The sequence below is a fragment of the Providencia sp. PROV236 genome (assembly GCF_033676985.1).
Taxonomy (GTDB): Bacteria; Pseudomonadota; Gammaproteobacteria; order Enterobacterales; family Enterobacteriaceae; genus Providencia; species Providencia manganoxydans.
In genome coordinates this window covers 2,563,270-2,587,223 of sequence record NZ_CP096297.1, presented here as the reverse complement: position 1 = coordinate 2,587,223, position 23,954 = coordinate 2,563,270, and the positions used below count along the sequence as shown (strand labels likewise).

Annotated in this window: 19 protein-coding genes, 3 tRNA genes and 1 other RNA gene; 11 read left to right on the top strand and 12 right to left on the bottom strand. The window is 40.4% G+C overall.

Annotation, left to right across the window (positions count from 1 at the left end):
* Positions 1-364 precede the first annotated feature (364 nt).
* Together rprA and ydiK are read right to left on the bottom strand one after the other, a co-directional pair.
* Positions 365-512: antisense sRNA RprA (gene rprA / locus M1E96_RS11585), an RNA gene on the bottom strand.
* A 206-nt stretch (positions 513-718) separates the two neighbouring features.
* Entirely contained in the window at positions 719-1,834 is a 1,116-nt protein-coding gene (ydiK, locus tag M1E96_RS11580; protein ID WP_272579707.1) for an AI-2E family transporter YdiK, read from the bottom strand.
* Between the two features lie 401 nt (positions 1,835-2,235).
* Between ydiK and M1E96_RS11575 the strand changes: the two genes are divergently transcribed.
* From M1E96_RS11575 to M1E96_RS11535, 9 genes are all read left to right on the top strand, one after another.
* Complete coding sequence (locus M1E96_RS11575) at positions 2,236-5,292, top strand: FAD-binding and (Fe-S)-binding domain-containing protein (protein ID WP_369427523.1); 3,057 nt, start codon at positions 2,236-2,238, stop codon at positions 5,290-5,292.
* Complete coding sequence (gene menI, locus M1E96_RS11570) at positions 5,289-5,705, top strand: 1,4-dihydroxy-2-naphthoyl-CoA hydrolase (protein WP_070929765.1); 417 nt, start codon at positions 5,289-5,291, stop codon at positions 5,703-5,705. Before M1E96_RS11575 ends, menI begins: the two co-directional genes overlap by 4 nt.
* Before the next feature lie 369 nt (positions 5,706-6,074).
* Positions 6,075-6,455 carry a Fe-S cluster assembly scaffold SufA gene (sufA, locus tag M1E96_RS11565; protein WP_070929764.1) on the top strand — a complete coding sequence of 127 codons (381 nt, stop codon included), beginning with the start codon at positions 6,075-6,077 and terminating at the stop codon, positions 6,453-6,455.
* Positions 6,456-6,471: 16 nt separating this feature from the next.
* Positions 6,472-7,971, top strand: a complete 1,500-nt coding sequence (gene sufB / locus M1E96_RS11560; protein ID WP_070929763.1) for a Fe-S cluster assembly protein SufB — start codon at positions 6,472-6,474, stop codon at positions 7,969-7,971.
* A gap of 44 nt (positions 7,972-8,015) precedes the next feature.
* A complete protein-coding gene (gene sufC, locus M1E96_RS11555; protein ID WP_070929762.1) occupies positions 8,016-8,762 on the top strand; it encodes a Fe-S cluster assembly ATPase SufC in 747 nt (248 codons plus the stop codon).
* Complete coding sequence (gene sufD / locus M1E96_RS11550) at positions 8,737-10,041, top strand: Fe-S cluster assembly protein SufD (protein ID WP_070929761.1); 1,305 nt, start codon at positions 8,737-8,739, stop codon at positions 10,039-10,041. Before sufC ends, sufD begins: the two co-directional genes overlap by 26 nt.
* A gap of 7 nt (positions 10,042-10,048) precedes the next feature.
* Positions 10,049-11,287 (top strand): cysteine desulfurase SufS, encoded by a 1,239-nt coding sequence (gene sufS, locus M1E96_RS11545; protein ID WP_272579709.1) that lies wholly within the window; start codon positions 10,049-10,051, stop codon positions 11,285-11,287.
* A gap of 136 nt (positions 11,288-11,423) precedes the next feature.
* Positions 11,424-11,840 carry a cysteine desulfuration protein SufE gene (sufE, locus tag M1E96_RS11540; protein ID WP_070929759.1) on the top strand — a complete coding sequence of 139 codons (417 nt, stop codon included), beginning with the start codon at positions 11,424-11,426 and terminating at the stop codon, positions 11,838-11,840.
* Positions 11,841-12,067: 227 nt separating this feature from the next.
* Entirely contained in the window at positions 12,068-13,144 is a 1,077-nt protein-coding gene (locus tag M1E96_RS11535; protein ID WP_140179132.1) for a L,D-transpeptidase family protein, read from the top strand.
* Positions 13,145-13,229: 85 nt separating this feature from the next.
* On the opposite strand, the gene M1E96_RS11530 is transcribed toward M1E96_RS11535, so the two are convergent.
* From M1E96_RS11530 to M1E96_RS11505, 6 genes are all read right to left on the bottom strand, one after another.
* Positions 13,230-13,469, bottom strand: coding sequence for a major outer membrane lipoprotein (locus tag M1E96_RS11530; RefSeq protein ID WP_070929757.1), 240 nt, complete (start codon positions 13,467-13,469; stop codon positions 13,230-13,232).
* Positions 13,470-14,128: 659 nt separating this feature from the next.
* The gene (pykF, locus tag M1E96_RS11525) at positions 14,129-15,541 is read right to left on the bottom strand and encodes a pyruvate kinase PykF (protein ID WP_070929756.1); all 1,413 of its coding nucleotides are present in this window, start codon (positions 15,539-15,541) and stop codon (positions 14,129-14,131) included.
* Between the two features lie 410 nt (positions 15,542-15,951).
* A tRNA-Val gene (locus M1E96_RS11520) sits at positions 15,952-16,028 on the bottom strand.
* A gap of 26 nt (positions 16,029-16,054) precedes the next feature.
* A tRNA-Val gene (locus M1E96_RS11515) sits at positions 16,055-16,131 on the bottom strand.
* A gap of 26 nt (positions 16,132-16,157) precedes the next feature.
* Positions 16,158-16,234, bottom strand: a tRNA-Val gene (locus tag M1E96_RS11510).
* 159 nt (positions 16,235-16,393) lie between these two features.
* Positions 16,394-17,767: an MATE family efflux transporter gene (locus M1E96_RS11505; protein ID WP_070929755.1), complete on the bottom strand. Its 1,374-nt coding sequence runs from the start codon at positions 17,765-17,767 to the stop codon at positions 16,394-16,396.
* Between the two features lie 282 nt (positions 17,768-18,049).
* On the opposite strand from M1E96_RS11505, the gene M1E96_RS11500 reads away from it, so the two are divergent.
* On the top strand, positions 18,050-18,706 hold the full coding sequence (locus tag M1E96_RS11500; RefSeq protein WP_140179134.1) for a riboflavin synthase subunit alpha: 657 nt from the start codon (positions 18,050-18,052) through the stop codon (positions 18,704-18,706).
* Between the two features lie 155 nt (positions 18,707-18,861).
* Here the strand turns inward: M1E96_RS11500 and M1E96_RS11495 are convergent, their stop codons facing one another.
* From M1E96_RS11495 to punC, 4 genes are all read right to left on the bottom strand, one after another.
* Entirely contained in the window at positions 18,862-19,149 is a 288-nt protein-coding gene (locus M1E96_RS11495; protein ID WP_272579711.1) for a putative quinol monooxygenase, read from the bottom strand.
* Between the two features lie 26 nt (positions 19,150-19,175).
* Positions 19,176-19,931 (bottom strand): helix-turn-helix transcriptional regulator, encoded by a 756-nt coding sequence (locus M1E96_RS11490; RefSeq protein WP_140179136.1) that lies wholly within the window; start codon positions 19,929-19,931, stop codon positions 19,176-19,178.
* Positions 19,932-20,068: 137 nt separating this feature from the next.
* The gene (cfa, locus tag M1E96_RS11485) at positions 20,069-21,217 is read right to left on the bottom strand and encodes a cyclopropane fatty acyl phospholipid synthase (protein ID WP_272579712.1); all 1,149 of its coding nucleotides are present in this window, start codon (positions 21,215-21,217) and stop codon (positions 20,069-20,071) included.
* 485 nt (positions 21,218-21,702) lie between these two features.
* A complete protein-coding gene (gene punC, locus M1E96_RS11480; RefSeq protein ID WP_070929750.1) occupies positions 21,703-22,926 on the bottom strand; it encodes a purine nucleoside transporter PunC in 1,224 nt (407 codons plus the stop codon).
* A 122-nt stretch (positions 22,927-23,048) separates the two neighbouring features.
* Between punC and punR the strand changes: the two genes are divergently transcribed.
* Positions 23,049-23,954, top strand: a complete 906-nt coding sequence (punR, locus tag M1E96_RS11475; protein WP_070929749.1) for a DNA-binding transcriptional activator PunR — start codon at positions 23,049-23,051, stop codon at positions 23,952-23,954.

The window sequence follows — 23,954 nt, the reverse complement described above, 5'->3', positions numbered from 1 at the left end:
TAGTGTCTCAAAAAAGCCGGTAATAATATTGCCGGCTTTTTTTATTAATCAAATAGAATATATCAATTACTGATATTTATATAAACTATCAAATATGTTCATACAAGTAATATAAGTAATGCTGTATGCATAATAATGAATAAGTATTTACTCACATAGCTTAAACTAAAAAGTTAATGAACCGATCCATTAGTGTTAATCGTTTTGAGTTAAATTTAATTGTGTTATATAAATAGATATATAAAGGATTATAAAATAGTTTTATTTACTCCAAATCGGAGTAAATAGCGTGAGTACACAATATGATGATTTACAAGGTAACAGCCTTGTTAAAGTGAATAATATTCATGTTGGAAGGTCAAGATAAAAAAAAAGCCTATCATGGGCTGACAGGCAAAGACTACACACAGCAATTCGATTGAGACAGCCACGCTTTAGCTTAAATAAGCATGGCTTTGAGATCCGTATTGAGTGAAACGTAATTTATTATATTAATGATAATTTAATTAAAATTAATCTTCATTAAGAAGACTCTCAATATAATTGTTAGTAGCTGTATCATAAAGAGAATTCGTTTCGACGAAAAAGATAATATCACAAATATGATTGAAAACTAACATTAGTCTGTTAAATATTGTTTCTAAATATTAATGGGGATAATAATTAATCCAACAGTGCACTTAAATTGTTGTGCACTGTTGGTGAATTTAAAGCTAAATTATTTCTTACTCATAAATTCGTCGTGAAGAAACTTTTCTGTTTCATCAAGGTTTTCATTGGGTACTGCAACTTCATTCATCCATGCTTTTAATAAACTATATGAAACGGCAAGTACGACAGGGCCGATAAACAAACCAATCATACCGAATGAAAGAATACCGCCAATAACCCCAACAAGTATTAATACCATCGGCAAGTCAGCCCCCATTTTAATTAACCAAGGGCGTAACACCCCATCCATGGTAGCGACGACCGCAGCCCAAATCGCTAAAATAATTGCCCATGTGGTATCGCCAGTCCAAAACAACCAAATCACTGAAGGCACCATGACCAGTAAAGGGCCAAGCTGAGCGACGCAGCAAATAAAAAGTAAGACAGTTAAAATCGCCGCATAGCTAATGCCTGAGAGTGCCAAGCCAATCCCGCCGACGATAGCTTGGATTAATGCCGTGACAACGACACCCAGAGCAACTGCTCGGATAGATTGAGCGGCTAAGACAACCGCAGCATCGCCGCGAATTCCAGCTAAGCGTACCGCAAAATGGCGAATACCTAACATGACAGATTCACCTTTCAGATATAGTAAGCCACTGAATAATAACATCAGCATGAGATGGAACATAAAACGCCCCGCATTGATAGCTTGAGCAATAAACCATCCTGCTGCTTGACCAAAGTATGGCTGAACTTTAGCTAATAAGGCGTTACCACCACTGGCGACTAAGCTGTGCCAAGCGTAATAAATTTTTTCACCCACGAATGGCAGTGTATTTAACCATTCTAAATCTGGAAAACGTAGGCTGTTGGGTGATTTAGCTAAATCAATAAGAGGTGCACTATTTTGAATGATGCTGCCAATCAAGATCCCTAAAGGAATGACGAACAGCAGCAATATTAAAGAAACCATGATTAAGGCGGCAAGCCAACGTTTGTTCCAGAGTCTTGCTTCTATTCGTAAAAGGAGGGGCCATGTAGCGATGACCATCATACCTGCCCAAACAAATCCAAGAATAAAAGGGTTCAATACCCAAAAGCATGCGGCAATCATTAAAATGATTGAGGCAAATCCGAAGATCAACTTGGGTAAGTCGAGCCTTTTTTGCGATTTTTCCATCAATGACTAATCCTTAACAAATAAAAACACTGCAAGTGAGCCGTTTTTTCAGGTGAAAATAACGTAATTTTTTTTCGCGATCAAAAAAAAACAATATTGTGATATGGTTCTTCACTGACAATGTCATCAGCGATTGTATTCTCTTTAACTTAAAGACTACAGGTTGTACAGGGGAAGCCCTATCAACCAATAAAGCACTATTGTGCTACTTAAAATAAAGATAGTACATAACGAGTAATGCGAACACTATACTCTAAATATTTTGAGGTGCAGCTAGACGACAAGTGCACGAGTCACTAGAGCCTATAAAGCGGCGTGACGGAGCGTCGTCACCATCCCTAAATGAAAGGTGTTGCATCTTGAAGTATCACGAGTATAAACAACAAGAGTCATCGTTAATAATGATCCCGCGTATAACTGAAGCACCTCATTTAAGTAAACTTGTCATTGAATTCCTGCAACAGCTGCAAGAGCAAGGCTTTACCGGTGATAATGGTATTAGCTATGCAGAGCGTTTATCAATGGCAACAGACAATAGTATTTATCAGCTACTACCACAGGCTGTTGTGTTTCCACGTTCTAGTGCTGATGTGCAAATAATTACCCGCGTTGCAGGGCTCGCAAAGTTTCGTGAATTAACGTTCACACCGAGAGGCGGGGGAACGGGGACGAATGGTCAATCGCTAACCGAAGGGATAGTGGTTGATATGTCACGTTATATGAATCGTATTTTAGAAATAAACCCTGAGCAAGGTTGGGTAAAGGTTGAAGCCGGTGTGATCAAAGATCAGCTGAACCAATTCCTTAAACCTTATGGTTATTTTTTCTCTCCAGAGCTTTCCACCAGTAACCGTGCGACCTTGGGCGGTATGATTAATACGGATGCTTCTGGACAAGGTTCTTTAGTTTATGGAAAAACCTCGGATCATGTTCTTGGGGTAAAAGCCGTATTATTGGGAGGAGAGTGCATTGATACACGCGCTATGCCTATTGCACTCGCCCAATCGATTGCGTCAGAAGACTCGGTGACTGGACGTATTTATAAAACCGTCTTAGAGCGTTGTTTAGAACAACGCCCTCTGATTGAAGAGAAATTTCCAAAACTTAACCGCTTTTTAACGGGTTATGATTTACGCCATGTCTTTAATGACGACCTTAGTGAATTCGATCTGACTCGTATCTTAACCGGTTCTGAAGGCTCTCTCGCCTTTATTACGGAAGCAACCCTTGATATCACGCCATTACCTAAAGTGCGTCGTCTGGTGAATGTCAAATACGATTCATTTGAATCTGCTTTGCGTAACGCACCGTTTATGGTGCAAGCTAAAGCGTTATCCGTTGAAACCGTTGATTCGAAGGTACTTAACCTTGCTCGTGAAGATATCGTTTGGCATTCAGTTAAATCACTGATCACCGATATCCCTAATAAAGAGATGCTAGGTCTCAATATCGTTGAGTTTAGTGGTGATGATGAAAATGAGATTAATAGTTTAACGGAAAGCCTCTGTCAGCGCTTAGATGAGTTGATGGCTAGTCAGCAAGCAGGGGTTATTGGCTATCAGGTTTGTGGTGACTTGGAAGATATTAACCGTATCTACAATATGCGTAAAAAGGCCGTTGGTCTGCTAGGTAATAGCAAGGGGGCAGCCAAGCCTATCCCATTTGTTGAAGATACCTGTGTGCCACCAGAGCATTTAGCGGACTATATCGTCGAGTTTCGCGCCTTACTGGATCACCATAAACTGAATTATGGCATGTTTGGGCATGTGGATGCGGGGGTTTTACATGTACGCCCTGCATTAGATATGTGCGATCCGCAACAAGAAATATTAATGAAACAAATTTCAGATGACATTGTGGCATTAACGGCGAAATATGGTGGCCTACTGTGGGGAGAGCACGGAAAAGGCTTTAGAGCACAATACAGCCCTGAGTTTTTTGGGGAAGTATTGTATGCAGAACTGCGTAATATAAAAGCCGCTTTTGATCCGGATAACCGTCTTAACCCCGGGAAAATTTGTCCTCCAGCGGGTATCGATGCGCCTATGAAACAAGTCGATGCGGTAAAACGTGGAACCTACGATAGACAAATACCAGTGCAAGTTCGTCAACAGTTTCGTGGGGCGATGGATTGTAATGGCAATGGCCTCTGTTTTAACTTTGATGTGAAAAGCCCGATGTGCCCATCAATGAAAATCAGTGGCCAACGTATCCATTCACCAAAAGGTCGGGCAACGTTAGTCCGTGAATGGTTGCGTTTACTTTCTGAGCAAGGTGTCACCCCTGAGAGCTTAGAACAGGGGATTAAAGAAAATCGTCCATCATTGCGTGGCTTGATTGATAAAACACGTAATACATGGCGTGCCCAAAAAGGGGATTACGATTTTTCTCATGAGGTCAAAGCGGCCATGTCGGGTTGTTTAGCCTGCAAAGCATGTTCAACCCAGTGCCCAATTAAAATTGATGTGCCTTCATTTAGGTCAAAATTCTTAGCGCTCTACCATGGTCGTTATTTAAGACCTGTTCGTGATCATATTGTTGCAGGGGTTGAAGCGACTGCACCGATGCTATCAAAAGCTCCCGGTGTATTTAACTTTTTCTTACGCCAGCCGTGGGTGCAAAAACTGAGTGAACAGACTATCGGTATGGTGGATTTACCGTTATTTTCTCAGCCTACGCTAAAACAAGAATTATCAGGACATGCGGCAATCACGGTAACACTAGAGCAATTAGAAACAATGTCACCTTCCCAGCGAGAAAAATATGTGCTGGTGGTTCAAGATCCATTTACCAGTTATTACGATGCAAAAGTGGTAGCTGATTTTGTTAAATTGATTGAAAAATTGGGTTTTAACCCTGTTTTACTGCCATTTTCACCAAATGGTAAAGCACAACATATTAAAGGTTTTCTTGCTCGTTTTGCTAAAACCGCACAGAAAACGGCAGATTTCCTGAATCGAGTGGCTAAACTTCAGTTACCGATGGTAGGGGTCGATCCTGCTTTGGTTCTATGCTATCGCGATGAATATCATGAAATATTAGGTCAGCAACACTGCCGTTTTACTGTACAACTAGCTCATGAATGGTTGAGCACATTGCCTGAACCTCAACAAATGGCTACCTTGACGTCAGATCCATGGTATTTCTTTGCTCACTGCACTGAAACAACCGCTCTACCAAATAGTGGCGCACAGTGGGTTAATTTGTTTAAGCGTTACGGACAAGAGTTAAAAAATATCAGTGTAGGTTGTTGTGGAATGGCGGGAACTTATGGCCATGAAGTGGCTAATCTCAAAAATTCAAAAGGCATCTATAATTTGTCGTGGAAACCTGCGATGGATAATTTGCCAAAAGCGCGTTGTTTAAGCACGGGATACTCATGTCGTAGCCAAGTGAAACGGATGGAAAATATACAAATAAAACACCCAATACAAGCTTTGCTGGAGATAATCGGATGATTTGGAAACGTAAATTTACGCTTGAGCAGATGTCAGCAATGGCAAAAGATTGCATGTTAGGTCATTTAGGCATTGAAATCACATGTTATGGTGACGATTATATTGAAGGGACTATGCCTGTTGATAATCGCACTAAACAGCCATTTGGTTTGTTACATGGTGGGGCTTCTGTGGTACTGGCCGAATCATTAGGTTCTATTGCAGGTTATCTGTGCAGTGAAGGGGAACAACGCGTAGTGGGGTTAGAGATTAATGCCAATCATATTCGTTCGGCAAGAGAAGGGCTGGTGAAAGGTGTTTGCAAACCTATTCATTTAGGGCGCCGTCAACAAGTATGGAGCATTGATATTTTTAATGAAAAAGATCAATTGTGTTGCACTTCTCGTTTAACTACCGCGGTCCTTTCTGATTAGTCGCTTTTAGCCTCAAGTTAGTTAGACTTGAGGCTCTTTCAACTTTTTCAGCATAATTTCAATATTAGGTTTATTATTTAAGTTGTATAATAAATGTATCTTTATTATTTTGTGCGATTTTTATGTATCTCTTAGTACACAAAATTAAAAAAAATGTAAAATAATTTAACTGTTTATATTTAATAGGTTAGCACTCATTTTTACTGTTTTTGCTGAGTTAATAGACTACGAATGGGTGAAAAATGAGCTAAAATAGGTATAACCTCTCAAAACAAATGGTTGAAGTGACAAGGGTTATCGTTACCATAGGACAAACGGAGTTAATCTCCTGATAACTGGCTGAAAAGCCATGAAAATTGTGGGGTCAAAATGACTGCAAAAGTGAATGACAATGTAGAAACGTTTTCTATTGATGAAACCAATTGGCAAGGTGTCAATCTGACTGATAGCGCAGCGAAACAAATTAAAAAATTGATGGAGCAGAATCCTGATACTAAAGGGCTTTCGCTAGGGGTTAAACAGTCGGGCTGTGCTGGTTTTGGTTATGTTTTTGAAATGATCAAAAACCCAACAGATGATCATTTACTCTTTGAACACGATGGGGCACGCCTTTATGTGCCGAAACAAGCAATGCCATTTATTGATGGTACCGTTGTTGATTATGTCCAAGAAGGGCTAAATCGCATCTTTAAATTTAATAACCCGAAAGCCCAACATGCCTGTGGGTGTGGTGAAAGCTTCGGCGTTTAACATGTGAAGTCAGATTATGTCTCAGAGCAATGTAGAAATTGGCGATGAAGTTCAAAGCTGGCTAGATGACCAGCGATATAAAGAAGGTTTCTTTACGAATGTCGCCACAGATGAAATGGCTAAAGGGATCAACGAAGACGTGGTCCGAGCGATTTCTGCGAAACGAAATGAACCTGAGTGGATGCTAAAATTCCGCCTTGATGCATATCATCACTGGAAAGGAATGGAAGAGCCACACTGGTTAAAAGCCCATTATCCAAATTTAGATTATCAAGAATATAGCTACTACTCAGCACCTTCTTGTGGTTCATGTGATGATACTTGTGGTTCGCAATCAGGTGCGACACAGGCAACTGGCGTCACTGAAACCAATAATTATCTTACCGCTGAAGTTGAAGATGCTTTCAACCAGCTGGGGGTTCCTGTCCGTGAAGGCGCAAAAGTTGCGGTTGATGCAATTTTTGACTCCGTGTCAGTATCCACCACTTATCGTGAAGATCTTGCTAAGCATGGCATTATTTTCTGTTCATTCAGTGAAGCAATCCAAGAGTATCCTGAGTTAGTGCAAAAATACCTTGGTACGGTTGTTTCCAGTCACGATAACTTCTTTGCGGCCTTAAACGCAGCAGTTGCTTCAGATGGTACCTTTGTTTATATCCCGAAAGGGGTGCGTTGCCCAATGGAATTATCGACTTACTTCCGAATTAATGCAGCAAAAACAGGGCAATTTGAGCGGACCATTCTAGTTGCCGATGAAGGCAGCTACGTGAGTTATATTGAAGGCTGTTCTGCGCCTGTCCGTGATAGTTATCAGCTGCATGCTGCGGTTGTTGAAGTCATTATTCATAAAGATGCTGAAGTCAAATATTCCACAGTACAAAACTGGTTCTCAGGTGGTGACAGTGATACGGGAGGGATCCTGAACTTTGTGACCAAACGTGCATTATGTGAAGGTGAAAACTCCAAAATGTCGTGGACACAGTCAGAAACCGGTTCTGCTATTACATGGAAATACCCGAGTGTTATCTTGAAAGGTGATAACTCAGTGGGTGAGTTTTTCTCTGTTGCGTTGACTAATGGTAACCAGCAAGCCGATACAGGGACTAAGATGATCCATATCGGGAAAAATACCCGTTCAACGATTATTTCTAAAGGTATCTCTGCGGGCAAGAGCCAAAACAGCTATCGTGGTTTAGTGAAGATATTACCAAGTGCACATAATGCACGTAACTTCACCCAATGTGACTCGATGTTGATTGGTACTCAATGCGGCGCTCACACATTCCCTTATGTTGAAGTCAAAAACAATACTGCTCAACTAGAACATGAGGCAACCACCTCTCGTATTGGTGAAGATCAATTGTTTTATTGCTTACAACGTGGAATTAGTGAGGATGATGCTATATCCATGATCGTAAATGGTTTCTGTAAAGATGTTTTCTCAGAGCTCCCGTTAGAGTTTGCAGTGGAAGCACAGAAATTGCTGGCAATCAGCCTAGAGCATAGCGTGGGTTGATCACAATAAGAGTTTATGCGCAAAAGCGCTAAAGGCATGTTGATATGTTAAGTGTTAAAAATTTACATGTAAGTGTTGAAGGTAATGAAATATTAAAAGGCTTATCATTGGAAGTGAAACCGGGTGAGGTTCACGCCATTATGGGGCCAAATGGTTCGGGTAAAAGTACGTTATCTGCAACCCTTGCGGGTCGTGAAGAGTATGAAATCGACAGTGGTGAAGTGACCTTCAAAGGTAAAGATCTGCTAGAGCTTGATCCTGAAGAACGCGCTGGTGAAGGGGTTTTCCTTGCTTTCCAATACCCAGTAGAAATCCCTGGTGTCAGTAACCAATTTTTCCTGCAAACTGCGGTAAACGCGGTTCGTGAATACCGTCAGCAAGAAGCATTAGACCGCTTTGACTTCCAAGATTTTATTGAAGATAAAATTCAATTATTGGAAATGCCTGAAGATCTGCTAACACGCTCAGTAAACGTTGGTTTCTCGGGTGGTGAAAAGAAACGTAATGATATTTTGCAAATGGCGGCCTTAGAGCCACAGCTATGCATTTTAGATGAAACCGACTCAGGTTTAGATATCGATGCATTGAAAACTGTTGCAAATGGTGTCAATTCACTGCGCTCTCCAGAACGTTCATTTATTATCGTGACGCACTACCAGCGCATTCTAGATTACGTCAAACCTGATTTTGTTCACGTGTTATATCAGGGGAAAATCATCAAATCAGGTGATTTCAGCTTGGCGAAAAAACTGGAGGAGCAAGGTTATGGCTGGCTTATTGACCAACAGTGAGAGAGCAGGTAAACGTGGTCAAGTCGCTGCTTTAAATGAGCAAGCCATGGCGCGTTTTGCAACACTTTTCGAACAACGTGCAGGTGCTAAATCGCATCATGCAGCAGCACATTGGGAAAAGGCTAAACAAGTTGGTTTACCACCGTTTCGTCATGAGGACTGGCACTACACCCCTTTGCATACGGTATTAAAAACCCAATATCACTTTGCTGAGCAATCTATTAATGAGCAAGCGTGTGAGGCATTAGCACTATCAATAGACGCTTATCGAATTGTCATGATTGATGGTCGTTATAGTTCAGCGTTGAGCTCAATTGATATGGGGCCATTCCAAGTTGCTTTGTTAGATAATCAAGATCTTTTGCCTGATGCAGTGAATAGCGAGATCTTCTTACACTTAACTGAAAGTCTTGCACAGCAACCGATTGTGATCCACCTTGCCGCCAATCAAGTGGCACAGAAGCCTCTTTATCTTCTGAATATTTCCAGTGGAAATGAAGGCACAGAGGTCAATACGAGCCAATATCGTTATCATATTGCGCTAGGTGCAAATAGTCAGGCTCAAGTTATTGAGCACTTTGTCAGCACAAATGACTGTGCTCACCTGACAGGTAGCCGTTTGACCGTTGAAGTCGGTGATAATGCGCAATATCAGCATTTTAAACTGAACAATGAGAACCATCGTTCACAGCATTTTGCTCACAATGACATTGTAGTTGGTCGTGATAGCCAAGTGCTTAGCAGCAGCTTTTTACTGGGTGGGGCACTAACGCGTCATCATACTAGTGCTCAGCTGACAGGGGAAAATGCTAATTTATCACTGAATAGCTTATTATTGCCGAAAGATAACGAAATTGTGGATACGCGCACTTATCTTGAACATAACGCAAGCCATTGTGAAAGCCGACAATTACATAAAGTCATTGCAATGGATAGCAGTAAAGCGGTATTTAACGGCATGATTAAAGTCGCACCGAGCGCCTTAAAAACTGATGGTCAGATGGGGAATCATACCTTATTACTTGGAGAGCAAGCTGAAGTTGACACCAAACCTCAGTTAGAAATCTATGCTGACGATGTAAAATGTGGCCATGGTGCAACAGTGGGACGTATCGATGATGAACAGTTGTTCTACCTACGTTCAAGAGGGATCGACGGCAAAGCTGCAAAACATATGATTATTATCGCATTTGCTGCTGAGTTAACCGAATCAATTGGTTCAGATGAACTCAAACAAGCGGTTATGGCGAATATACGTCGACGCTTAGCAGAGGTTTAATACGCAAATGACATACAACGTAGCAGCAGTAAGGCAGGATTTTCCTGCCTTGTCTCAAAATATCAATAATCACCCGTTGGTTTATCTTGATAGTGCAGCTAGCGCACAGAAGCCTCTTCAAGTGGTTGAAAAAGAGAGCGAGTTTACGTTGCACCATTATGCTGCGGTACATCGGGGTATTCATACCTTAAGTGCCCAAGCGACAAGTATGATGGAAGAAGTTCGTCAAAAAGCGGCTGATTTTATCAACGCTTCGTCTGCCGAAGAAATTGTCTTTGTCAAAGGCACTACAGAAGCGATTAATTTGGTTGCGAATACCTTTGGTCGCAAGTTCATTAGTCAGGGTGACAACATCATCATTACTGAGATGGAGCATCATGCGAATATTGTGCCATGGTATATGTTAGCTGAAACTATTGGCTGTGAAATTCGTGTGCTTCCTGTTTCCGATAATGGTGAACTGGAACTTGCTGAGCTTGAAGCATTAATTGATGCCAAGACCCGTTTACTGAGTTTTACTCACATCTCTAATGTTCTAGGCACTGTTAACCCAGTTAAAGCGATCATAACGCAGGCTCGCTCATTTGCAGCCTCTTGTGGGGCTCAGCTTCACGTATTAGTTGATGGTGCGCAAGGTGCGATGCACAGTGTTGTTGATGTACAAGATTTAGATTGTGATTTTTATACCTTTTCTGGGCACAAACTGTATGGTCCAACAGGAATTGGTGTACTTTACGGTAAAAAATTGCTATTAGATGACATGCCGCCATGGGAAGGCGGCGGAGCTATGATCCGCAATGTTAGCCTAAAAAAAGGGATCACTTATGCAGATGCGCCATGGCGCTTTGAAGCAGGAACCCCAAACGTCAGTGCGATTATTGGCTTAGGCGCTGCTTTTGATTATCTCAATACTTTGGGAAGAACTGTGGCATTTGCTTATGAAAAGTCGATTATGTCCTATGCATCGCAAAAATTGAAAGAAGTTCCTTCATTAGTTTTATATGGCAATGAGCAGCGGGAAGGAGTACTTGCTTTCAATTTGGGTGAGCATCATGCTTATGATGTCGGCTCATTTTTAGATCAATATGGTATTGCAATACGTACAGGTCATCACTGTGCATTACCATTGATGGAACGGTATAAAGTTCCAGCAATGTGTCGTGCTTCTGTTGGGATCTATACAACAAAAGAAGAGATAGATTCTTTATTCAATGCATTACAACGGATTAAAAAATTGTTAGGCTAAGTGCTATAGCTTGATTGTTTTTGTCATCATTGACTGAAAAGCCAATAATAAATTGGCTTTTTGTTTATGGGCTGAATGATCGTTGTCATCAACAATCAATGTAACCTTAGAACTTAGATTAAATAAGGAAAGTAGTATGCCAGCTTTGCCCGATGAACATAAATTACTGCGCAATTTCTCACGTTGTCAGGACTGGGAAGAACGTTATCTGTATATGATAGAGTTAGGTGGACGTTTAACTGCTTTAACAGAACAACAGCGTAGTGATAGTAATCTGATTGCGGGTTGTCAAAGCCAAGTTTGGATTGATATGCAAAAACAAGCCGATGGGCAGATTATTTTTGCGGGTGATAGTGATGCGGCAATTGTAAAAGGGCTAGTTGCAATCGTAATTATTCTTTTTCAGGGTAAAACTGCAGAGCAAATTTTAGCTGTGGATGTTAAAGCTTTTTTCTCTCAGCTTGCGCTAGAGCAGCATTTAACTCCCTCGCGGACTCAAGGTTTAAACGCGATGATCCGCACAATCCTTACGCGCGCAGCACAATTACAATAACTATCCAATGAGTGGAAGAGATGGTTTCTCCACTCGTTTTCGCCTTAATCCTATCAACATTTTTTCCTTAAATTGTTAATTTATTTGCTGACTGTATCTCGCTGTTTCATAAGCAAAGCAATGATTATTACTCATAATATATTCAATAGGTATTAAAGATATGTAGTATAGTTGCTATTATGTACATCTTAGCGTGATACAAATGTTGTTTTTTCCTTGGAGTCGGTATGAAAAAAGTGTTAACTGCAGCAAGTTTGTTTGTAGCGAGTGCGTTGCTGTCACCAGTGCAAGCAATGGATTATCCATTACCTGATGGCAATACACGCCTGATCGGGGAAAACTCAATTTATGTTGTTCCTAATGATGGTCGCTCGTTAGAAATGATTGCCAGTGAGCATCAAATTGGATTACTTGCAATGTTAGAAGCTAATCCCGGTACTGATCCCTATTTACCTGAGGCAGGCAAAGAACTGATCATCCCTTCACAGATGCTACTGCCTTCAACACAAAGAAGCGGCATAGTCCTTAACCTAGCTGAATTAAGACTTTATTACTATCCAGCAGGAAAGGATGAGGTGGTGGTCTACCCAATAGGAATTGGTCAATTAGGTCGTGATACACCTGAAATGGTCACATCAGTCAGCCAGTTAATTAAAGATCCGACATGGACACCTACAGCGAATATTCGTAAAAATTACGCTAAAGAAGGAATTACATTGCCGGCGGTTGTTCCTGCGGGACCAGATAACCCAATGGGCTTATATGCATTGCGTCTATCCTATGGTCATGGTGAATATTTGATCCACGGTACTAATGCTGATTTTGGTATCGGCATGCGCGTTAGTTCTGGCTGTATTCGTTTGCGTCCTGACGATATTGAAGCGTTATTTAAAACCGTTCCTAAAGGAACACGTGTTCAAGTTGTGAACCAGCCGGTTAAATATTCTAAAGAGCCAGACGGTAGCTATTATATTGAAGTGCATCAACCGCTGTCTAAAAAGCCAAGTGATGATCCTCAGACAATGCCAATTGCTTTGAGTGATGATTTTAAACGCTTTCTTGAAAATGAAGAAATAGATAAAGCGCTAGTCGAAAAAGAGCTGGCAAGACGTTCAGGGTTGCCAGTTAAGGTGAATAAAGGGCAGGACGCTGAAATACAGTCTCAGTATGAGCCTGAATATGCATCAAGCGAAGATCAGCAGGATGAAAGTGCTAATGAGCAAGGCAAATATCCAGAGCTAAAGCCAATTGACTCGTTTACTATTTCTCAACCACAGCCAATCTATAACGAATCAATAAACTAACCAGCAAAAAATAAGGGCCTAAATTAAGGCCCTTTATAAAGAAATGAGTTAAAGAACATTCCGTTAACTCATTGCCAGTTCAAACTTACTTTTTGTAAGAACGAACTTGGTTGTCTAGACGTTGGTTAGCACGAGCTGCTTCTTGTTGTGCAGTTTGTACTTCAGCACGGATAGTCTGAACATCGTTGCTCAGCTGATCAACTTTACCATTCAGCGTTTGCACGTCTGAAGAGAGTTTTTGCACTTCAGTGCTGTTAGAAGAACAACCCGCCAGTAATGCTGAAGCTAATACGATAGAGCCCAGTACAATTTTAGTACGAATCATTATTTTACCCTCTAGATAGATTTATCTTGAAAATATAAAAGTAAGCTACCAACAAAATAGATATCAGACAGTCATTCTACATCTACTTATTCCATATGAACAACGTTATGCATTTATGGAATGGTGCTCACTTAGTCTTATGCTAGTACTTAATTTCCGTTTTTGCTAGAAATACTTTACGCCGGAGAGTAGGAAAAATAAGAAAAAATTTAATTTTTGGCTCACGCGGCTATTATTTAATCAAATCAGTTGCATTCTGAGATATACGTCTAATATAGCAAATGAATAATAGATTGCAATAAAGCCATAAATTGAAAAATTCTCTAATGAAAGCATTTTATGTTAAACCGAAAATAGCACCTCAGTTTTGCTTCAAGTGGGCGATTTAACTTAAGTTAATAGAGGGGAGGATTTATTGGTTGGATAAAAATCGGTGAGAGCAAAGTATCAAGACTTGGCATTCCAAATAATTAGAGGGCGAGCAGGCATATAGAAAAGAAAGTGTTCGACGTGAGTGAGCTCGATTATTAATGTTTAACCAAAAGCGTTGTAACTTGCAGTAGGATGAATATAACCAAAATAAAAAGCGGAAACACAAATGTCCCCGCTTTCATCAAATATCGAAACCTTATACCGTGATTAAACAGTAGAATCGATTATTATAATACATGTACTGAAGAGGTATTTGTCGTACCACTTGGCACTAACGCACCAGACACCATGACAATCGCATCACCTTCTTTCGCTAATCCACTATTCAGTGCTGCACGCTTACCTTCACGATAAAAATCATCAGTAGAAGTAAAACCACCTACCATCATAGGTACTACGCCTTTGACTAATAATAGCTGACGCGCGGTTTCTTCATTGGTAGTTAACGCTAAAATAGGGGCTGTTGGGAAGTATTTACGTACTGATTTTGCCGATTTACCACCAAAAGTTGCGACGACGATCAGAGGAACATCTAATTTTTCAGACATTTCAACTGCGCCACGGCAAACGGCTTCGGTAACGCGTAAGCGCTGACCTGGTTTTTGGCTATCAATACGTGATGGCATAACACGGTCAGTACGTTCACAAATTGTTGCCATGATGGTGACAGCTTCAATAGGGTATTTACCTTTGGCACTTTCACCCGATAGCATAACCGCATCGGTCCCATCGATAATTGCGTTAGCAACATCACCAGCTTCTGCGCGGGTAGGGCGTGGATTTTTGATCATTGAATCTAACATTTGTGTTGCAGTAATAACAACTTTACGTGCAGCAACACATTTTTCAATCATCATTTTTTGTGCAAAAATAACTTCTTCAACGGGGATTTCAACACCCAAATCACCACGAGCAACCATGATGCCGTCAGACGCTTCTAAGATTTCATCAAAGTTGTTTAAACCTTCTTGGTTTTCGATCTTAGAAATGATTTGAATGTTTTCTCCACCATGTTTTTTCAGGTGAGCACGAATTTCTTCAACATCAGAGCGTTTACGGATAAAGGAGGCAGCAACAAAGTCAACGCCTTGTTCACAACCAAACACCAAATCTTCTTTATCTTTATCTGCAAGTGCAGGTAAACCAATGGAAACACCTGGTAGGTTAACGCCTTTTTTCTCGCCTAAATCACCGTTATTTAAGACTTCACAGATTACCTCAGTCGCAGTGACATCTTTGACTTTCATGCCAATGAGCCCATCATCGACCAAAACAGTATCGCCTGCGTTGAGATCTGAAGTTAAACCTGAGTATGTGACAGCAACTTTATCTTTATTACCAATTACTGAGGTATCAGTAGTAAATGTGAATGTCTGGCCTGCAACGAGAGAGACGTCATTACCGCCTTCCAATTTCATAGTGCGGATTTCTGGGCCTTTAGTATCAAGCAAGATAGCTGCTTGTTTACCTGTTCTTGCGCAAACTGCGCGTAGGTTTTTAATGCGTTGACCATGCTCTTCATAGTCGCCGTGAGAGAAGTTAAGACGCATGACATTCATGCCTGCATCAAGAAGTTGACTTAATTTTTCTTCTGATTCGGTTTTTGGGCCGATGGTACAAACAATTTTCGTTTTTTTCATGGCAGTCTATCTAAAGGTTATAAAAGAAATCGGTATTGTCGCCTGATCTCATGAAGCACACTGACTTGTCAGTGTTGCGCAACGTATTGTAGTAAGAATAGGCGACAGTCTGGTGTTTAATGCAATTATGTTGTGAATTAGATCTCATATTTTATTGTCATTATTGTAGTTCTGATCTAATACACAAAAGCTAACTTACTGATTTGTTTCTAGTGAAACCTTTCAGCTTGTGCGCTTATTATAGACAACAAAAAACTGTGAGACAAATCAAATTTTTAAAAATTAGATTAAGAGGCAATACAGATCAAAAGAAATGATGATTTTAGGTGAATGAGTTGCGCAACAAAAGAGAAAGACTGAAATATTGATAATCGTTGAGGTAGCGTATTGAAATAATGAATATTCTAGAATGGTGCGTCCGAGTAGACTCGAACTACCGACCCCCACCATGTCAAGGTGGTGCTCTAACCAACTGAGCTACGGACGCATTGTGATGTTGTTGACGTTGTGAAATGGTGCGTCCGAGTAGACTCGAACTACCGACCCCCACCATGTCAAGGTGGTGCTCTAACCAACTGAGCTACGGACGCATCGTGATTTCGTTGACGTTATGAAATGGTGCGTCCGAGTAGACTCGAACTACCGACCCCCACCATGTCAAGGTGGTGCTCTAACCAACTGAGCTACGGACGCGCTTCAAAACTGTCAAGGTGACAACGGGAACGAATATTAACGTCCTGTTGTCGTTCTGGCAAGGGGAAAATGTATTTTCGTGATAGTTTGCTCGTATTTACAGCGACTAAGCGAAAAATACATCTCCCTAAGATATTAACCTGCTGATTATTCGTTCAATTAACGTGTTGAACGTAATAAAACGAAGCTATCAGGCTGCTTATGGATCCACCAAATACGTCCTGCCATACCAATTGCAGAAGCACTCAGACCGATAATAAAACCAATCCAAAAACCTTGAGGGCCCATTGGTTCGGCAAACAGATCCGTTAACGCTAGAGCGTAGCCAATTGGTAATCCTAATAGCCAGTAAGCAGTAAAAGTAATAAAGAAGATCGAACGTGTATCTTTATAACCACGCAGAATACCTGCGCCAATAACCTGTACTGAGTCTGAAAGTTGATAGATTGCTGCAAATAGCATCAAACTTGATGCCAATACGACAACTTCAGGGTTTTTGTTGTACATCAGTGCGATGGGTTCGCGCAGGGCTGCGGTAACAATTGCGGTCAAGGAAGCTAATAATAAACCGACCGCTAAGCTCGTATAGGACGATATTTTTGCCGCTTCAGTTGACTGTTGACCTAGGTTGTAACCTACACGGATTGTTGCCGCGATACCTAATGATAGCGGGAACATAAACATCACCGAACTAAAGTTCAATGCGACCTGATGCCCAGCAACAGCGACTACGCCCAGTGGTGCAACTAATAATGCAACAATGGCAAATAAGGTCACTTCAAAAAATAATGCTAATCCGATAGGCACACCTAAAACAAAAATACGTTTTAGGATAAGTGGGTCAGGGGAAGCAAACCGCTGCGTTGCATGGATGTCACGCTGCGAAGGCGCTTTTCTGACATACCAACGCATTAAGATACACATCACCCAATAAACTGATGCTGTTGCAACGCCACATCCTACGCCACCTAATGCAGGTGCGCCAAAATGCCCATAAATAAAGATATAGTTGATAGGGATATTGACCATTAAACCTAGGAAGCCAATGACCATACCTGGCTTTGTTTTGGATAATCCTTCACATTGGCTACGATAAACTTGATAGAATAAATAGCCCGGCGCACCCCACATGATAGCATGTAAAAAACGAACCGATTTATCCGCTAATTCCGCATTCATATGCGGCATATTGCCAATAATAAGTTTGCTATTATAAAGCAAAAAGATCACGCCAAGTGATAAGAAAAACGCTAACCACAGCCCTTGTTGAACTTGATTCCCTATCAAATTACGGCGACCTGAACCATTCATTTGCGCCACGATAGGCGTCAGTGCCATTAATAGCCCTTGTCCAAAAAGAATAGCCGGTAACCAAATTGAAATTCCGACAGCAACTGCTGACATCTCAATTTCACTGACACTACCTGCCATAACCGTATCCACAAACCCCATTGCAGTTTGTGAAAATTGGGCAAGAATGATCGGGATGCCGAGAGCAAGCAAGCTACGCGCTTCTGTAAAATATTTCTGCACGCACACACCTTTAGAGTAATAAATGCTAATAAAAAGAATATAAAGAAGGAAATGCCAATGATTTACGATAAATCAAATACTTACTGTTAGCGTTATATTTTAACTCTTTTAATAGTGTTAGCCAATGACTCATAAGGATGAATTTTAAATAAAGGCATTTATTGACATGCATACAGCATAAAGTTGAATAGTTATCGCCATCAACAAACCGCTCAAATCAGATAGATCTCTCAAAAATGTCAGGTAAACTGAGTCTATTAATTCAACCTACTGAGAATCATTATGTTTACAGGTATTGTTCAGGGCACGGCCCCAATTATTGAAGTTACAGAGAGAGCCAATTTTCGTACCCATGTAATGAAATTCACACCAGATCTACTCGTTGGTTTAGAAACTGGCGCTTCTGTTGCGCATAATGGTTGTTGTTTGACAGTCACAAAAATTGAAGGTGAACAGGTTAGTTTTGATTTAATCAAAGAGACTCTTAGGCTGACCAACCTTGGTGAACTACAAGTCGGTGATGTGGTTAATATAGAAAGGGCCGCTAAGTATGGTGATGAAATTGGTGGTCATGTTGTGTCGGGGCACATTGTAACGACCGCTGAAATCAGCAAGATCTTCACTTCAGAAGATAATCACCAGATTTGGTTATCTATTTATGATAAATCACTGATGAAATACATTTTGCACAAAGGTTTTGTGGCAATTGATGGTATTAGCTTAACGGTTGGAGATGTCATCAATAACCGCTTTTGCGTTCACTTGATCCCTGAAACCTTAGCGAGAACAACCTTAGGGAAAAAACGCTTAGGTGATAAAGTTAATATCGAGATCGACCCACAAACCCAAGCAATTGTTGATACAGTAGAGCGTGTGCTATTACAAAAAGAGCAAGAGAAAAAAGCACAGCAGGCTGTGTCGCAAGAGAATGATATGTAAATTGAAGTCTTAGATATTCACTAAAAAATGCTATATCACCCGTATTGTATCGGTGTTATAGCATTTAAAAGTTAGGGGAGGGGGCATCAGCCCTGTGTATTTTGTAGTTAACTATTAGTGGGTATTGCTCTAATACCTATCGTTAATTTGTTTAGTTAAACAGTTTGTTGGTAATTTTCGCTGAAGTTAATTGAAATACTCGCATTGTCACGTTCAATTGCTTCGACTAAACGTTTAAAATGCTCTGATTTTTTATGCATTTCAAGGGCTGCGGTGCTTTCCCATTCTTCAAAAACGATATAGCCATCCTCTTTAGTAATCAGATCATACTTGATGCATCCTTGCTCACGTCGACTTAATTTCGCTAAATTTTTGACGATGTCTTTAGTTAAAAATCCGTTTTTATTTTCCGTTGTGATTTGTGCGTATACAACAATACTCATTCCGTTCTCCTTATGTGTATTGAGAACTATCTTAAAGTTTGCTTTGCGATTGTATTGTAAAAAAACGAATAATCAGACTTTAAGAATGCGGAAGGTGTCATCGTAAAATATCGTTTAAAATCACGATAGAAGTGTGATTGGTCATAATAACCTGTTTCTAGCCAGCGGTAGGTATCCTGCTCTTTCAGCATAGCTTTAAGTAATTGTTCTAAACGACAATTAATCTGATATCTCTTAGGGGTAATACCATATTCTTTTAAAAATTCTTTTTGTATAAAACGTGCGCTATATCCCGTTTCATCGGCAATATCTGTGATCTTTTTAGTGGGATTGCGATAAAGAATATTGAGTATATCATCGATTAATTGGGGCTGTTTTAACGCTTTGGTACGGACAAAGCAGTCTAACAGTCCTTTAAAAGAGGAATTTGCTAAATCTAGATACCAAGGCTCTTGCCAAATGTCAGCTAAGGCGGTTGGCTTATCAGTATAAGATAATGTTCGTTCAGGGAGCAGAAAACGCACCGCATCATGGCGAACACGCAATACCATCAAATTTCCATTATTCGGTTTAGCTGTGAAGGTATCAATGCGAGGGATAACAAGTTGATATTTATTTGTTTTTATATGGTTTTCAGTAGATATGCATAACTCTTTGGATGAAACCCAAATCTCCGCGCCAGTACCCGGAAACACTTTTATTGGTACCGTAAATTTTTTAAGAATTAACACTGAGCTGATAAAACCATTCAATTCAGCAGGCGGATAATACTGTTTGAGCATAGCTTACCCATGGTGAGTTATATAATTAGCCCATGATAACCATTTTTAGGGGAAAAACTAATGAAAATAGTATTTATAGATGAACTAAGGCGCTATATCAAAAGATAGCGCCCTAGTTCAGGTTGATTAATAACGAATTACCTTGGTACGCGTATTCCTCCTTTAGCGCCTTTAGGGCTCCAAAGGATTTGCCATAATTGAATATCTCTGGCTCTGAATGCCCCAGCACATGAGTTCAAATAGTAAGTGAACATGCGTTTAAAGCGTGGCGTATAATTATCGCTAAGCTCAGGCCAACTGTCTAAAAATCGCTGATACCATGCCATTAGTGTTTTGTCATAATCAGAACCAAAATTATGCCAGTCTTCCATGACAAATTTCCCTTCACTGGATTGGCCAATATTCTCAATAGAAGGGAGCACTCCATTTGGGAAAATATATTTGCCAATCCATGAATCAACATTCACTTTGTTTTTATTTGAGCCGATGGTATGTAATAAAAATAAACCATCATCTTTAATATTCTTACGTGCAACATCAAAATAAGTGGAATAGTTTTTAGGGCCTACGTGCTCAAACATGCCAACTGAAACAATCCGATCAAATTTATCATTTAATTCACGGTAATCTTGTAAAATAATATTAACGTCAAGCCCACTACAACGCTCTTGAGCTAATTTTTGTTGCTCTTTCGAAATAGTGACACCAGTGACGGATGCGCCATAATAACGTGCAGCATAAGCGCTAAGGCCTCCCCAACCACAACCAATATCGAGTAAGCGCATACCCGGTTCTATTTGTAGCTTACGGCAGATCAAATCTAATTTATTGATTTGCGCTTGCTCAAGCGTAGTTGCTTCATTCCAATAGCCGCAGGAATATTGCATATAAGGATCTAACATTAGGGTGAAAAGATCATTACCTAAATCGTAGTGCTCTTCTCCGACAATCCATGAACGCTTCTGAGTTTGCAAATTCCTTAGGCGCGCCATTGCGACTTTCATTATATCAGTAAGATTATTGGGTAGCTTAGTATCGAGTTTCGCCTGTAAGACTTTATAGAAAAATAAATCAAGACGCTCGCAATCCCACCAGCCATCCATATAACTTTCACCGAGGCCCAGAGAGCCTTTTTGCAAAACTCTTTTAAAGAAATCGGTATTATGAACTTGAATATCAAATGGGCGGGAACCGTTGATTTCGATGCCAGCTTGGCTTAATAACGATTCTGCAATTCTTTGCCAATTTGAAACTTTACTTTTGGTTTCATCTACACAAGTGCTCATATGCTCTCCAACTTGAGATGAAGGTTTTTGAGATAGAATTTTAACTTGCTGAAAGTGTAGGGCTGCGAAGAAATAGCTTCGCAAAGACAGGGTTTGGTAATAAATATTATTGACCCTGAGTATACTCGTCATACTTCAAGTCGCAGGACCTTTTATTAGGTACGGTGACTACGTTCATAGGCGTCGGTTACATACTTTAGTACGCACCTAACAGCTGATTCATTAATCGCCTCGCTGTGACTAGAATTATTTAGAGTACAGTATTAACTCAAAAATCACTTCGGACTAAGTACTCTCCGAGTATAGAAGTGATAATTTTATTTAACAATGGCGAAAAATGTCACTTTTGATAGAAAAGTAAAATTTAGAGTAAATACGCGCAATTAGAGTTTCTAATAATGTCTGGAAGGTCAAATAAAGAGTGTCAATTTTTGATTTTTTATCAAAATCAGCCACTAAAATACAGTGGCTGATCAGAAAAGTAGTTATTGCGGCTGATATTCAGAGCTTTTTTGTGATGATTTAGAGTGATCTTTTGTATGTTGTAGAAAATAACCGATAACCATCGGAATTATTGTCACCGCCATCACCCCTGTGGTGGCTAAGAGTGGGTCGAAAGGTAACGCTGAAACCAAGAGGCTGGCTAAAAAACATAACCCAAGTTGTAAAGAATTTTGCAAAGCAGCAGCTTTACCGCTAGCTTGTGGATAGGCATTCAATGCTTTGGATACCGCTATTGGGTAAGAGGCTCCGTTCATGGTTGCCATAAAGCAGAATGGTATTAGTATCATGGTCAGTGTTGGTTCAGCATACATAGATATTAAAAATAAGATAATCATACTGACTGCATAACCTACTAATAGTAATGGAAATAATACTTCAGCTCGTAGTTTGATTAAAATAAAACGACAACCATACCCACCGACAATAAACGCTAATGTTTGTGGAATATAGCTTAATCCAATATCTGCTGGGTTGAAGCCCATATTACGTAAAATAAACGGAGATCCTGTTAGCCAAGCAAAAAATCCTGCACTACAAGATGCATAAATTAAAACGTTCCCACTAAAAATACGTGAGCTCAGTAAAGTGAAAAAGGAAATAGATTTACTTTCTGTTGCGTCAGTAGTCATCGCTTTGGGGGTGACGTTTTTTAATAACAGTGTTGGAAGTAATAATAAAATACCCACAGCCATTAAAACGATAAAAATAATTTCCCAGTCATAATGTTCCAATACCCATGCACCTAATAATGGCGCCAATGCCGGTGATAATGCAACGAGCGGCATAATAGATGCAAATACCTTTTGGGTACTCGCCGCATCATAACGGTCAATAACCAATGCTTGCCAAAGAACAGCGGCACTACAAACGCCAACAGCTTGCAAGAAACGTAGGATCAGTAACTGTGTCGCATCGGTTACCCAAAGAATACCTAAGCAGCTGAGAATAAACAGTAATAAGCCAGCAATTAAAATAGGCTTGCGTCCAAGTTTGTCTGACAAAGGTCCCCATAGCAGTTGTGCGAAGGCAAAACCAGCAAGAAAGATACTTAAGGAGGCGCTAATTGCCCCTTCAGTGGTATTTAATGCCGTTTGCATAGAGCCAAATGCAGGGAGGTACATATCGATGGCTAGAAACCCTAACATGCTCAGTCCAGCAAGGTAGAGCATAAAACCTGGGGAGTTTTTCGTCACAGTATTTGTCATAGCGATTTACTTTCTAGAGTTTACAAAATTGTTAATATGTACGCTATTGTATAGGCTATATTTTTACATTGTGAAACGGTAATATTTGGATCCTGCTATCAAAATTTTTGAAAGGTATCGTTATGTGGTCAGCGCATGCGTTAGAAGTGATTGATGCGGTTGCAAGAACCGGGAGTTTTAGTGGCGCAGCAGAGGAATTACATCGTGTCCCTTCCGCAATTAGCTATACCGTTAAGCAAGTGGAGGAATGGCTTGCTGTACCAATATTTGAACGCCGTCATCGCGATGTCGTCTTGACGGAAGCTGGGGAGATATTTATCAAGCAAGGGCGCTCAGTCATCAAAAAAATGACACAAACGCGTCATCAATGCCAACAGGCAGCTAATGGTTGGAGAGGGCAGTTTAGTATTGCTGTTGATTGTATTGTGAAACCTCAACGGACACAGCAACTGATATTAGATTTCTATCGTCATTTTCCGGATATCGAATTATATATTCACCCTGAAGTTTTTAATGGTGTATGGGATGCATTGGCTGATGGTCGAGTGGATGTAGCAATTGGGGCAACCAGAGCTTCACCCATCGGAGAACGTTACAGTTTTCGTGATATGGGCTTTATGTCATGGTGGTGTGTTGCAGCGCCAAATCACCCATTGGCAAAAATTGAAGGGAAACTAACAGATGATCAAATGCGTGATTACCCGAGTTTATGCCTTGAAGATACTTCAAGAAATCTTCCTAAAAGAGATACATGGGCATTAGATAATCAACGGCGCCTTGTGGTACCTTATTGGGAAGATGGTATGGTGTGTTTAGTTAATGAGCTGTGTGTCGGCATGGTTCCGGAACATCGCGCAGCGCCGTATTGTACGCAGGGTAAGTTAGTCCCATTAGAGTTATCACAGCCTTTTCCACCAAGCCCTTGCTGCTTAACTTGGGTTGAAAAAAATACATCACCAGCGTTGAGTTGGTTACTTGAATATCTTGGAGACAGTCAAACTCTCAACGCTGAGTGGTTAGCACCTTAA